Below are 13,232 nucleotides of genomic sequence, written 5' to 3'. Positions count from 1 at the left end.
CGGCAACCCTTTGCTGATTCTAGCCGGCGCAATCTGGGCTTACGGCCACCGTGTGGAAGCCTGCATCCACGTAGATCGTGTCGCCGGTGATGCCGCTTGCGAGATCCGACAGAAGGAACGCTGCGGTGTTGCCCACTTCATCAATCGTCACGGTGCGGTGCAGGGGCGAGGTCTTTTCCATGTAGTCAAGGATCTTGGAGAAGTCCTTGATGCCGGAAGCAGCCAGGGTCTTAATGGGGCCCGAGGAGATGGCGTTGGCGCGGATTCCCTGAGGCCCCAGCGACCCCGCAAGGTAGCGCGTTGCGGCTTCAAGGGCAGCCTTGCAAAGTCCCATCGTGTTGTAGTTGGGAACGGTGCGTTCACTTCCGAGATACGTAAGCGTCAGAATCGACGCCTGACGGCCCTGCATGAGCGGCAAAAGGGCCTTCGCAAGAGCCGGCCACGAGTAGGCGGAAATGTCCATCGCGGTGTGAAAGCCCGAGCGGGAAAGGCCGCCCAAAAAGTCCCCGGCAATCGCTTCACGCGGCGCAAAGCCGATCGAGTGCACAAAGCCGTCGAGACCGCCCCAGGCGCTTCTCAGGCTCTCAGTCACTGCCTGAATCTGCTCATCGTTACTCACATCCATCTCGAGCACGAGGTCACTGCCGAATTCGGCGGCAAAACCGGCAACGCGGTCCTTAAAGCGCTCGCCCACATAACTGAAGGCAAGTTCCGCACCTTCACGGTGACAGGCTTTGGCAATACCGTAGGCAATCGAACGGTTGGAGAGGACGCCTGTGATCAGAAGGCGCTTACCGGATAAGAAACCCATAGCAGTTTTCCTTTTTCTAAAAAGTCGGCGGTTCCGGCATTATCGGCGGATCACGAGGCATTGGCCAACGCGAAGCCGGGAACTTGCCAGAGAATTGATGTTTTTAATGCGGGCAATGCTTGTGCCGTAGCGGCGGGCAATCGAAGAGAGCGTGTCACCCCGGCGCACGGAATACGTTACCTTCCCCTTGCGGTTGCACGCCGCCCGCGAGAGGGCCGAGCGCGAGCGCTTGGCTTTGGGGCTCACCACAATGATGAGGCGCTGCCCGATGCGAAGCTGTGAGGTGCGCAGGCGGTTTGCGGTACGAAGTGACTTCTGCGTCACACCGAACCGCGCGGCAATCTCGTAGAGCGTGTCGCCTCTGCGGACACGGTAGACGATGCGGCGCACTTCAGGTTCCGAGAGTTTGAGGCTCGCGTTTAATTCGTCTTCAGAAATGGCTGGGGCATCCTGGCCTCCCGCGTCCACCAACAGTGCTGAGCCCGCCAAAATCCGGCGCCCCCGGGGAATACGGTTGATGCGCCGCAGGTCGTCCTCTGTCATGCCGGTTTTGTTCGCGACGTCCAAAAGCGTTTCACCTGCCTGCGTGTGATAAAGCGCCCAGGAAGAAAGCGGTTTTCCGGTATCGACCCAGCTTGCGAGGTTATCCATAAAGACCGCCACGCGGTCAATGGGCAGCAGAATGTAGGAGTTGTGGCTTGCCACAATCACCGGAAGGTTAAACCCCGGGTTTAAGAGCTTAAAGTCCTCGGGCTCCATTTCCGCCAGACGCGCCGCGGTATCAAGGTCAATGTCGCGGCTTTTGGTGATGCGCACAAAGTAAGGCGAATTTTCGATGTCAGGTAGCGTCACGCCGTACTGCTCGGGGTGCTCGATGATTTCACGTACCGCCATGAGTTTGGGCACATACCAGGCGGTTTCCCGGGGCATCCGGAGATGCACGTAGTCCGTTTTCTGCCCGCGGGCTTTGGCGCGGCGGATGGCCCGAGAGACACTGCCTTCGCCCCAGTTGTAGGCAGCCAGTGCAAGCTGCCAGTCACCGAAAAGCGTGTGCAGGCGGTTTAAGTAGTCCAAGGCGGCCCGGGTGCTTTCCAGTACGTCGCGCCGCTCATCCTTCCAGAGGTTTTGCTGCAGGGAATAGATGCTTCCCGTGGTAGGCATGAACTGCCACAGGCCCGAGGCCTTGGCGTAAGAAAGGGCTTCAGGCTGGAAAGCGCTTTCAACGAAGGGCAGGAGCGCGAGTTCCGTGGGCATCCCCCGGAGTTCGACTTCTTCAACGATGTGGTAGAGGTATTTGCCGGCGCGCTCCGTGACGCGGCGGATATATTCCGGATCGCGGGCATAGAGTTTTAAGGCCTGCTTGGCGCGCCGGGTGTTCATGGCCGGCATCTGAAAGCCGCGGCGGATGCGGTCCCAGATATCCGCGGGCGGGGCCACTTCCCGCTCGGTGGCGGGAAGGTCTTCCGCGGCCCGCGTGTCTTCCGTTGCATTGATCACGGTACCTTCAAAACTGAGCTCGTCCTGAGCTGCAGCGGATAGGCTGACAATGCCCGCTGCAAGGCAGAAAATCAGACGAAACAAGGACTGCATACAAAGAAACCGGGTGTCATGCACGAAAAAAGATGCGTGCATTCTACCGTGCGTTTGACGTATGAAAACTTAAAAGCCCCTGAATTTACAAGGCATGAGCCGCTGTTTTTGTGTATCGCGGGCGGCTGAACCCGAGGGCGTCTCGTTTACAATGTTGTCAGTCTCGTCACGGGCAGGCGCCCGTGATCTTCTTAATTCAGTTTTCTTCAGGATTTCTCCGCATGGCCCAGTATGTCATGACTATGAATCGGGTGAGCAAGATCGTTCCCCCGAAGCGTCAGATTCTTAAGGATATTTCTCTCTCGTTTTTCCCGGGCGCCAAGATCGGCGTTCTGGGCTTAAACGGCGCCGGAAAATCAACCCTGCTCAAAATCATGGCAGGGGTCGATAAGGATATCGACGGGGAAATCACGTGGCTTTCCGGCTTAAAGATCGGGTATCTGCCGCAGGAGCCGCAGCTTGATCCCGAAGCGACGGTGAGAGCCTGCGTCGAAGAGGGCATGGGCGAAGTGATGTCCGCGCAAAAGCGCCTTGAAGAAGTCTATGCGGCTTACGCCGAGCCCGATGCGGACTTTGACGCGCTTGCGGCCGAACAGGCCAAACTTGAAGCCATTATTTCGGCGGCTGGAACGGACGCATCAACACAAATGGAAATTGCCGCGGACGCCTTGCGTCTGCCCCCGTGGGACGCGGTGATCAAGCACCTCTCGGGCGGCGAAAAGCGCCGTGTGGCATTGTGCCGATTGCTTTTGTCGCAGCCCGACATGCTGCTTCTTGACGAACCGACAAACCACCTCGATGCTGAAAGCGTGGAGTGGCTTGAGCAGTTCCTGCACCGCTTCCCTGGGACCGTCGTTGCCGTAACGCATGACCGCTATTTTCTTGATAACGCGGCCGAATGGATTCTTGAACTTGACCGCGGCGAGGGCATTCCCTGGAAGGGGAACTATTCCTCCTGGCTCGAGCAGAAGGAAAAGCGTCTGGAAATCGAAAAGCGCCAGCAGGAGTCGCGCTCCAAGGCGATTGCCCACGAACTCGAATGGGTCCGCCAGAACCCCAAGGGCCGGCAGGCGAAGGCCAAAGCCCGTCTTGCCCGCTTTGAAGAGCTGTCAAGCTACGAATATCAGAGCCGCAATGAAACGAATGAAATCTTTATTCCGGTCGCAGAGCGCCTCGGGAACAAAGTCATTGAGTTTCATCACGTCTCCAAAGGGTTCGGCGACCGGTTGCTAATTGACGACCTTTCCTTCACGGTGCCCCCGGGCGCCATTGTGGGTGTGATTGGTCCCAACGGCGCCGGTAAGTCGACGCTCTTTAAGATGATCGACGGCAAGGAAAAACCGGACTCTGGTGAAATCGTGCTCGGCGACACCGTGCAGTTGGCGGCCGTTGCGCAGCTTCGCGATTCGCTCCCGAACGATAAGACCGTGTTTGACGCGATCGCCGACGGCCAGGACATCCTTCAGGTCGGAAAGTTTTCGATGCCCGCGCGCGCCTATCTCGGCCGCTTTAACTTTAAGGGCGGCGACCAGCAAAAGCTCGTGGGTGTGCTCTCAGGCGGTGAACGAGGGCGCCTACACCTTGCCGCAACGCTTTTAAAGGGCGGAAACGTTCTCCTCCTTGACGAACCCTCAAACGACCTGGACGTTGAAACGCTGCGTGCTCTCGAAGAAGCGCTTCTTGAATTTGCGGGCTGCGCGATGGTGACCTCTCATGACCGCTGGTTCCTTGACCGTATTGCCACGCACATTCTTGCCTTTGAAGGCGACAGTAAGGTGGTGTTCTTTAACGGCAACTACAACGAGTACGAAGCCGACAAGCGTAAGCGCTTGGGCGAAGAAGCCGCGCGTCCGCACCGCCTGCGCTTTAAGCCTCTGAAGCACTAACGTTAAGATAAAACGGTGTAGATTGACCCCTCTGCACCGTTTCATTTTCCTTGGCGGACAGAGAGTGCATCTGACTGTCCGCTTCCTTTCGCTTCCTTTTTTAGTTTTCCGTCAGCGACTATGTCCAACCAGTTTGTCCACCTGCGGTTTCACTCTGAATATTCGATCACCGACGGCATTGTCAGGCTTGATCCGATTTTGGAAACCGCGGCCGAACGCGGCCAGGTGGCGCTCGGGATCACGGACAACATGAATGTCTTCGGGGGGCTGCGCTTTTACACGCACGCGATCGCCGACGGCATAAAGCCCATTGTCGGGTGCGATCTATGGATCACGAACAGCATTGCCGGCAAACGCAACGAACCCTACAGGCTCACGGTTTACTGCCAGAACCACACAGGCTACCTGTCGCTCTGCCTCTTGCTCTCCAAGGCCTGGATGGAAAACCAGTATCTGGGACGCGGGGAACTGAAACTCGAGTGGCTCACGCCCGAAAACTGTAAGGGCCTCATCTGCCTTTCGGGCGGCCCCTTAGGAATCATCGAGCGGCTTCTCATGGGGAAGACACCTGAGGAGGCGGACGCCGTCACGGAGCAGTTAAAGAAGGCTTTCCCCGGGCGGCTTTACTTGGAAGTGCAGCGAGCGGGCCGCAAAGGCGACGATGCGCTCGTTGCGAAGATGGCAGGCCACTCGGTCGCGCAGAAGCTGCCGCTTGTAGCCACTCATCCGGTTCAGTTTCTGAAAAAAGAGGACTTCACCGCGCACGAAGTGCGTGTGTGTATTGCGCAGGGCTACGTTTTGGCAGACCCCAAACGGCCGCGGGAGTACACCCCGCAACAGTATTTCAAGACCGAAGAGGAGATGCGGGAACTCTTTTCCGACATCCCTCAGGCCCTTGAAAACACCGTGGTGATTGCGCAGCGCTGTAACTTGGACGGTGTGCTGCAGAAACCCCAGCTCCCCGTCTTTCCGACGCCTGACGGCATGAGTCTTGATGACTACATGGTCAAGCTCTCCAAGGAAGGGTTGGAAAAGCGCCTCGCGTTTCTCTATCCGGACGAGAAGATCCGTGACGCCAAACGCCCTGAATACATGGAGCGTCTGGATTACGAACTTAAGACCATCATCACGATGAAGTTCCCCGGGTACTTCCTCATCGTGCAGGACTTCATCAACTGGTCCAAACGTAACGGTGTGCCGGTGGGGCCGGGCCGTGGTTCGGGCGCAGGATCGCTTGTCGCGTATTGCCTCGGTATTACGGACCTCGATCCCCTGCACTACGGGCTGCTGTTCGAACGCTTCCTGAATCCGGAGCGCGTCTCGATGCCTGACTTTGACGTGGACTTCTGTCAGCATAACCGTGACCGCACGATTGAGTACGTGAAGCGCGTCTACGGGGCGGACGCCGTAAGCCAGATCGTCACTTTCGGCGCTATGGGCGCCAAGGCTGTTGTGCGTGACGTAGGCCGCGTTTTGAACATGGGTTATAACGAGGTGGACCGCCTCGCCAAACTCATTCCGCAAAAGCCGGGGCTTGATGTGACGCTTGAGAAAGCCGCGGAGATGGAACCGGACTTTGCGGCGCTTGCAGCGCAGCCCGAGTACAAGGAGCTCATGAGTTACGCCAAGGAACTCGAAGGCATCACGCGCAACCTCGGCATGCATGCGGGGGGCGTCCTGATCGCTCCCGGAAAACTCACGGACTTCTGTCCGCTTTATAACGCAGACGGCCGTCCTGAAAACACGGTGAGTCAGTACGACAAAAAAGACGTCGAAAACGTGGGCCTCGTGAAGTTCGACTTCCTGGGGCTTACGACATTGACGATTCTCGGAAAAGCCGTTGAGTACATTGACAGGCTCCATCCGGGCGAACACTTCGAACTCGAGCGAATTCCGGTTGACGATAAGGAAACCCTGAAACTTTTTCAGACCGGCAACACCGGCGCCGTCTTTCAGTTTGAATCCGACGGCATGCGCGAACAGCTGCGGCAGGCAAAACCGGACTGCCTTGAAGATCTCGTTGCTCTGAATGCTCTTTACCGTCCGGGCCCGATGGATCAGATTCCGCACTTTATTGACCGTAAGTTCGGGCGCGAGAAGGTGGAGTATCTGGATCAGCGCATGGAACCGATTCTGCGTGAAACCTACGGCATCATGGTGTATCAGGAACAGGTGATGCTGGTCGCGCGTGCTATCGGCGGCTACTCCCTGGGCGGCGCTGACCTTCTGCGCCGCGCCATGGGTAAGAAAAACGTCGAGGAAATGAAGCGGCAGCGTGCCGTCTTTATTAAGGGTGCCGCAGAGCGTAATGTGAGCGAAGAGACCGCGACCGAAATCTTTAACCTCATGGAAAAGTTCGCAGGGTACGGCTTTAATAAGTCGCACGCGGCAGCCTATTCGTATGTCGCATGGCAGACGGCTTATTTGAAGGTCCACCATACGGCGTGCTTTTTCGCGGGGAACTTGTGCCTTGTGATGGATCAGGGCGACAAGATGCGCACGCTGATTGACGATGCCCGTAACTGCGGCGTGACTTTTTTGCCGCCGGACGTGAACGTGAGCGACTGGTTCTTTACGGTCCCTGACGCCAAAACCATCCGTATCGGCCTCGGAGCAATTAAGGGGCTGGGGCAAAACATCGTTGAAGACATCATTAACGAACGGAAGATGAACGGGCTTTACCTGGACATCTTTGACCTTGCGGCGCGCGTGCCCACTGTGAACCGTAAGATCCTGGAGCAGCTTGTGCGTGCCGGTGCTTTTGATTCCATTTCCACTGACCGCGGACTTTACTTTGAGAATGTAAGTCAGGCACTGCAGGCAGCGCAGACCGTTGCGGCTTCTGTCGGGCAGGGGAGTCTCTTTGCCGATGAAAACGGGGAAGCCGAGCGTATTGTGAGCTGGAAAAAGGCGATTCCCTGGGGTGAACGCAAAAAGCTCTTACAGGAAATTGAAGCGTTTGGTTTCTGTCTCACCGGTGACCTTTTTGCCCAGTACAAAAAGGAAACGGAACATTTTGCGACGCCCTATAAAAAGCTCGCAGACAGCCGGCAGAACTTTACGATCGCTGGGCTTGTAACCGACATGCGCGTGCTGATGGGGCAGCGCGGCAAGATCGGGATTCTCACGATCAGTAACGGCAAAGAAAGCCAGGACGTCTTTATTTACGCTGAGGCCCTTGACCGTTACAAGAAGCTTTTAAAGACCGATGAAGTGCTCGTCTTTACGGGGCGTTGCCGTGCAAGGCGTGATGAAAACGGCGTTACCGGGAAACTTTCCTTTACCGCGAGCGAAGTGCAGACGATGGAAGAGATGCGGGCGAGGAAGGGCGCGGTGCTTAACATCACGCTTTCGGCTACCAAGGACCTTAAGGATGTTGCGAAGGTCCTTTCTACAGATAAGACCGGAAGCGAAGAGGGCGTGGCTTGCCGCATTGATGTGCTCACCCAGGGGTATTCCGGTGAAATCCGGCCCGAGTTTTACGTGAGACCGACAGACGATCTTGTGCAGATGCTTAAAGCCCAGGACGGCGTGATCGGCGCGGGATATGTGTATTGAGTGAGAAAGTTCAAGGAGTATAGTGAAATGCTCTCTGCTTTGATATGTGCGAAGAATGAAATAAACAATATTGAGGCTTGTATTCAGACACTTGCATTTGCCGATGAAGTAGTGGTTATAGATGATCATTCCACAGATGAGACGGTTTCTAAAGCTCGTTCTTGCGGAGCAAAAGTTTTTGTCCGGTCAATGAACGGTGATTGGTCTAGTCAACGGAATTTTGGAATAAATCGATGCAATGGAGACTGGGTTTTAGTTGTTGATGCTGATGAGAGAGTTACGCAAGAGTTAGCTGATTCTGTGCTTGAGAAGATCAATAAAGGAGAAAAAAAAGCTTATGAAGTAAGGCGGAATAACTGCTTCCGTTTTAATAAAGCTACTCATGGAATTCTTAGGCCCGATTGGGTAGTAAGACTTTTCCCTAAAGATAACTCTGAGTATATTGGTCTTGTCCATGAAAAATTGGAAACATCATATTCTAAAGAGAAAATTAACGATGGTGTTTTGTTGCATTTTACTTACGATAACTGGGATTCGTATTTCGGTAAATTTGATCGCTATACGCGACTGATGGCAAAACAAAATTATTCTGAGGGGAAGAGGGCGCATTTTTTCTTGGATATTGTTCTTAGGCCGGCGTGGGCTTTTTTTAAAGTTTATTTTTTAAATATGGGCTTCTTGGATGGGAGGCTTGGTTTTATTTTTTCCGTGAATCATTATTTTTATACAATGACAAAGTACGTGCGTTTGTATTACTTGGATAAGAATGATGGAAAGCTTTGATGTTTTAATATCGGTTATTGTAACGACTTATAACCGACCAAAGGCGCTCGATTTGGTTTTGATGGGGCTGTCTAAGCAAACTGATCACAATTTTGAAGTTGTGGTTGCGGATGATGGTAGTGGTTTTGAGACTCGTAAAATAATTGAGAAGTGGAAGTCACGGAGTCCTTTGCGGCTTATTCATGCTTGGCAGAATGATGATGGTTTTAGATTGAATCAAAGCCGTAATAATGGGATTAAGAAAAGCAGTGGGGAGTATATAGTTGTTTTAGATGGTGACTGTATACCTAGGCGGAATTTTGTGGCCCAGCATCGAGAGTTAATGGAAAGGGGGTGGGCAGTTGCGGGAAATCGGTGCCTGTTATCGCCGGACTTGACTAATAAAGTTGAGGAGGGAGAAGAAGATTTGCTTGGCTGGCATATGATTGATTATTTAAAGGCTAGATTGACAGGTGAAATTAATCGTCTCTCAACCTTGTTTGTTTTCCCTCCTGATTGGAGCTTCAGATATAAAAATCCTTATAACTGGAAAATTTTTCGGGGTTGTAATATGGCTTTTTTTCGTGAAGATGCCTATCGAGTAAATGGATTTGATGAATCTTTTCATGGGTGGGGATTGGATGATTCAGATTTTGCTGTTCGTATGATTAACTCTGGTGTTAGGATTAAAAGTGGAAGATTTTCAACAGGAGTTTTCCATTTATATCATCGAGAAGGTTCGCTGGTAAAAGATAGTTTTAATTCTTCTCGTTTTTCAAAGGTTATTAAAGATCGATTAGTAAATCCGTTAAAAGGATTGGCAGGGAAAGACTGAGAAGCACTTCTGCGCAAAGAGTCGAATTTTTTAAAGTTTTGAGAGGAAGTGGGAGATGCTTCGATTTGTAATTAATTTAGATAGATCAAAAGAAAGACTCAAGGAAACGGCTAATCGTCTTGAGCAACTTGACATTGAGTTTGAGAGGATGCCTGCTGTAGATGGAAGTGTATTGACAGATGATGAAATCCAAAGCTGGACATATCCTTTGGATCACTTTGCGACAAAAGTTCGTTTTACAAGAAATATAACTAGAGGTGAAGTTGGTTGTTTTCTGAGTCACAGAAAGTGCTGGAGACGTTTAGTGGAATCCGATCAGTTATGGGCAATGTGCATGGAGGATGATATTGTTGTTTCTGATTTGGCCGCAAAATATATGAAAACAGATGATTGGTTGCCAAGTTCCATTGACGTTTGTCAATTGTCTTGCTTGGAGTCATGCCAAAAAGGACGCATTGGTCAAAAGATTATTTACATAGATGATTTGATGCGGCTGGTACAGCCGTTATACCCTATGCCACTTGGCACTCAGTGTTATCTTATCTCCAAAAGGGCAGCAAAGAGGGCTTTAGAGCTTTCTGAGAGATTGCCGGCGCCTGTTGACAATTTTTTGTTTTCGCTGTGGTTTGATTTGGCAAATGAATTTCAGGTTTGGAGAACAGATCCTGTTCTCGTGACACAAAACCAGAATATTGCATCAGCCATAGGTAGTCGGAGTAAAAAATCAGTCCAAAAAGCTCCATTTTGGATTAGACATGGATTAACTCGTTTTTTGCTGGACAGGCGAATTAAAAAACAACAGAAAATGGGGCAGCCTTTTGAATTTAAGTTCCACTAAGGTTGTAAGGCTACTTTGAGCTAACTATGGCTACCATGGCTTGAATGACTGCATCAACAGTTGGCCAAGAGCCATACGAGCCAAGTACTTTAGCTAACGGATTCCAGGGACCAGTTCTTGAGGAATCAGTTACTCCAACCAGCGTAATTTGTTTGACCCCTAGAGCCGCAGCGATATGGCTGACTCCTGAGTCGTTGGCAACAACGATCTGAGCATGTTTGACAAGGGCTGCAAAATTTCCTAATGAAGTCGGGGGCAAGATCGTGGCATCGGGACACGCCTGTTTTGCGGCTTCCTCTTCCCGCAGAGATGGAAAAATGATCGGCTCAATACCCATAGACTTCAGTGGTGACACTAAGGCATTGAAGTGAGGCCACTGTTTGACTTTGCCGTCCTGCAGACCGCGAGCAACAGGGGCGAGTATGGCGTAGCGTTCCGGAATGTGGAACTTCTCCATAAGGTTTCTGGCGGCTGCTTCATGACGCTTTAAAAGCATCAGGCCGAGGCTTTTCGGCGCTTTATCCCAAGCGGGTTTTCCGCCCCATGCCTTGATCGCTTCGTGCGCAACATAGAAGAAGCGCTCTACCTCATGCATCTTCGGAGGTTCTGGGATTTTTGTGTCAAGAAGAAAACTGCGGCAGTCGGTTTTGAGGCCCGCAGTTTGGATTGGAGCGAACTTAAAGAGGAGTGCTGAGCCGAAAGAATTTGGAAAAAGCAGACCGCAGGTGGCTTGAGCATTATCTGCTAAATAACGAATGCGACTGATGTCTTCTGTGACGTGCCCTTCAATGGGGTCAAAGCGCCAGCCCATCCCTGACATCAAATCTTCTGCCCAGCGTTTCCCAACTAGTGCCGGCGTAAAACCGCTTGCTTCCAGTAGCCTCAGGGCCGGCAGACACATACAGCAATCTCCGACATGATTGGGAATTCTGCAAAGAACAGTAGACATAATGAGGTGCTTTCAGAGGTAGAAGAGGTAAAAGCCAACGGGTCGATTATAAGAGTCCCTCAGAGTCCCTCAGAAAGGTTCTGATAAAGTGCAATGTACAATGCGTTCCGACACTATCACTTTGGGCGAGCGAAATGCCTTTGAACGCTTCCGCTGAGGCAAAAGCAACCGCTGAGCAAACCATATCGGTGCTCCAAGGCGGACATTATTCCTGGCAGAAAGGATGGCTTAAACGCATCCCGGGGATCTATGCGAGGTTGCTTAATTACTTGGTTCCCTATGCCAAGACAGTCATTGCAGCCATGTTTTTTATGGTGATAACAGCACTGACGTCTTCGATGATTGCTGTTTTGATGGGAAAACTGACTGACCAGGGTTTTTATGCCAAGGATGTCAATGCTCTTTGGTGGGCGCCGGCAGCTTTGATTGCAGTGGCTCTTTTGCAGGGAGGCTCGACTTTTGGAAGCTCCTATCTTCTGCAAAAAGTCTCTCAGCAGGTGCTGCTCAAGATCCGCTGTGAAATGTTTGAGAAGGAGATCCGTTGGCCGGCAGCTAATTATCAAAAATACACTTCGGGCATTGTGATGTCTAAGTACATCAACGAAGCAAGCACAGCTTTAGGGGGAGCAGCACAGCTTCTGACGACAATTGTTAGAGACTCGTTGCAACTGGTGGCGTTGTTGGGCTTGCTGATATGGCATGACTGGAAGTTAACTTTGGTGACGCTTGTGGTGGCACCGCTGATTGCAGTCATTCTTCGGTGGGTTAATAAAAAGACCAAGAAATATGGTCTGCAGACACAGACGGCGCTGGGGAACATGATGAACACGGTTCTTGAGGCATATCAAGGACAGCGAATCATCAAAATTTACGATGCTTACGAAAAGGAGCAGACGCGGTTTCGCGGTGTTAATGAACTCTTGTATAAATTGTCCATGCGTATGCAGGCAGTGACTGCAGCAGGAACGCCACTAACCCAGTTTGTCACAATGGCCGGTGTTTCCATCGTTGTCATCGTGGCACTGTTGCAGGCGCAGGCAGGACATTTGACACTCGGCGATTTCATTACTTTTTTGTCTGCCCTGCTTTTATTAATGAATCCCGTTAAGAAGCTTTCTGCACTCAATGGTTCTGTTGCGAGAATATCGGCTGCCGCAGAAAGCCTGTTCACAACGATGGATGAGGCGACAGAAAAAGATCCAGGCAATATGGAATTGCCTCGTCTTTTGGGCGGTGTGAGGTTTGAACATGTAGGCTATCGATATGCGGGAGCAGGACGACAGGCCCTTACGGATGTCTCTTTCGACGTTAAGCCCGGGGAGACGATCGCTTTTGTAGGTGCATCTGGTGCTGGAAAAACAACACTGATTAATCTTGTTCCGCGATTTTGGCAACCGACGGAAGGCGAAATTTATTTTGACGGCATTCCGCAAAGCACTGTTACTTTAAAGAGCTTGAGACAGCAGATAGCGTTGGTCAGTCAGGATGTTGTGCTCTTTGATGACACGATTGCAGCAAACATTGCCTATGGCATGGAAAACGTGTCAGAAGAGGACATAAGAAAAGCTGCGGATGCTGCATATCTCACGCCTTTTATCCGCGAACTTCCCGAAGGCTTAAACAGCCCGGTTGGTCCTGCGGGCCAAAAACTCTCAGGTGGACAGAAGCAGAGAATTTCCATTGCCAGAGCTTTATTGAAGAATGCTCCAATTCTTCTGCTGGATGAAGCCACAAGTGCGCTGGACACTGAAAGTGAGAAATATATCCAGCTTTCGTTGGACCGTTTGATGAAGGGTAGAACGACTTTTGTCGTCGCGCATCGTCTGTCAACTATTATGGGTGCAGACAAAATTGTCGTTATTAAAGAGGGCAGAATCTGCGAGATGGGGCGGCATGAAGAACTTCTCGCAAAGAAGGGGGCTTACGCTCACCTCTACAACATTCAGTTTGTGCAAAAACCCACAGAAGACAAGATTCAGTCAGCCTGATGTCCGGTAGGACAG

Annotated in this window: 9 protein-coding genes; 6 read left to right on the top strand and 3 right to left on the bottom strand. The window is 51.9% G+C overall.

Annotation, left to right across the window (positions count from 1 at the left end; all coding sequences use genetic code 11):
• Positions 1-19: 19 nt before the first annotated feature.
• Together fabI and BQ7486_RS04940 are read right to left on the bottom strand one after the other, a co-directional pair.
• Complete coding sequence (fabI, locus tag BQ7486_RS04945; RefSeq protein ID WP_074009155.1) at positions 20-811, bottom strand: enoyl-ACP reductase FabI; 792 nt, start codon at positions 809-811, stop codon at positions 20-22.
• Positions 812-850: 39 nt separating this feature from the next.
• Entirely contained in the window at positions 851-2,401 is a 1,551-nt protein-coding gene (locus BQ7486_RS04940) for a lytic transglycosylase (RefSeq protein ID WP_162272238.1), read from the bottom strand.
• 221 nt (positions 2,402-2,622) lie between these two features.
• Here BQ7486_RS04940 and ettA point away from each other — a divergent pair, with 221 nt between their 5' ends.
• The 5 genes from ettA to BQ7486_RS04915 all read left to right on the top strand — a co-directional run bounded on the left by ettA (position 2,623) and on the right by BQ7486_RS04915 (position 10,280).
• Entirely contained in the window at positions 2,623-4,287 is a 1,665-nt protein-coding gene (gene ettA, locus BQ7486_RS04935; protein WP_022374014.1) for an energy-dependent translational throttle protein EttA, read from the top strand.
• Between the two features lie 120 nt (positions 4,288-4,407).
• Positions 4,408-7,845, top strand: coding sequence for a DNA polymerase III subunit alpha (gene dnaE / locus BQ7486_RS04930; protein ID WP_074009153.1), 3,438 nt, complete (start codon positions 4,408-4,410; stop codon positions 7,843-7,845).
• Positions 7,846-7,872: 27 nt separating this feature from the next.
• Positions 7,873-8,628: a glycosyltransferase family 2 protein gene (locus BQ7486_RS04925; protein WP_074009267.1), complete on the top strand. Its 756-nt coding sequence runs from the start codon at positions 7,873-7,875 to the stop codon at positions 8,626-8,628.
• Positions 8,612-9,442, top strand: a complete 831-nt coding sequence (locus BQ7486_RS04920; RefSeq protein WP_084765684.1) for a glycosyltransferase family 2 protein — start codon at positions 8,612-8,614, stop codon at positions 9,440-9,442. The genes BQ7486_RS04925 and BQ7486_RS04920 overlap by 17 nt, the downstream gene beginning before the upstream one ends.
• A gap of 55 nt (positions 9,443-9,497) precedes the next feature.
• Positions 9,498-10,280 (top strand): glycosyltransferase family 25 protein, encoded by a 783-nt coding sequence (locus BQ7486_RS04915; RefSeq protein ID WP_074009152.1) that lies wholly within the window; start codon positions 9,498-9,500, stop codon positions 10,278-10,280.
• A 10-nt stretch (positions 10,281-10,290) separates the two neighbouring features.
• Here BQ7486_RS04915 and BQ7486_RS04910 read toward each other — a convergent pair whose 3' ends face one another.
• Positions 10,291-11,229, bottom strand: a complete 939-nt coding sequence (locus tag BQ7486_RS04910) for a glycosyltransferase family 9 protein (RefSeq protein WP_074009151.1) — start codon at positions 11,227-11,229, stop codon at positions 10,291-10,293.
• 134 nt (positions 11,230-11,363) lie between these two features.
• On the opposite strand from BQ7486_RS04910, the gene msbA reads away from it, so the two are divergent.
• A complete protein-coding gene (gene msbA, locus BQ7486_RS04905; protein ID WP_084765682.1) occupies positions 11,364-13,217 on the top strand; it encodes a lipid A export permease/ATP-binding protein MsbA in 1,854 nt (617 codons plus the stop codon).
• Positions 13,218-13,232: the final 15 nt, after the last annotated feature.

Origin of the sequence: Duodenibacillus massiliensis (assembly GCF_900128485.1) — a bacterium.
Taxonomy (GTDB): Bacteria; Pseudomonadota; Gammaproteobacteria; order Burkholderiales; family Burkholderiaceae_F; genus Duodenibacillus; species Duodenibacillus massiliensis.
The sequence above is the reverse complement of the archived record's forward strand: the minus strand, read 5'-3'. Positions and strand labels throughout refer to the sequence as shown.

Coding starts and splice junctions, on each gene's coding strand:
- fabI (WP_074009155.1), bottom strand. CDS start 811: ATGGGTTTCTTATCCGGTAAGCGCCTTCTGATCACAGGCGTCCTCTCC.
- BQ7486_RS04940 (WP_162272238.1), bottom strand. CDS start 2,401: ATGCAGTCCTTGTTTCGTCTGATTTTCTGCCTTGCAGCGGGCATTGTC.
- ettA (WP_022374014.1), top strand. CDS start 2,623: ATGGCCCAGTATGTCATGACTATGAATCGGGTGAGCAAGATCGTTCCC.
- dnaE (WP_074009153.1), top strand. CDS start 4,408: ATGTCCAACCAGTTTGTCCACCTGCGGTTTCACTCTGAATATTCGATC.
- BQ7486_RS04925 (WP_074009267.1), top strand. CDS start 7,873: ATGCTCTCTGCTTTGATATGTGCGAAGAATGAAATAAACAATATTGAG.
- BQ7486_RS04920 (WP_084765684.1), top strand. CDS start 8,612: ATGATGGAAAGCTTTGATGTTTTAATATCGGTTATTGTAACGACTTAT.
- BQ7486_RS04915 (WP_074009152.1), top strand. CDS start 9,498: ATGCTTCGATTTGTAATTAATTTAGATAGATCAAAAGAAAGACTCAAG.
- BQ7486_RS04910 (WP_074009151.1), bottom strand. CDS start 11,229: ATGTCTACTGTTCTTTGCAGAATTCCCAATCATGTCGGAGATTGCTGT.
- msbA (WP_084765682.1), top strand. CDS start 11,364: ATGCCTTTGAACGCTTCCGCTGAGGCAAAAGCAACCGCTGAGCAAACC.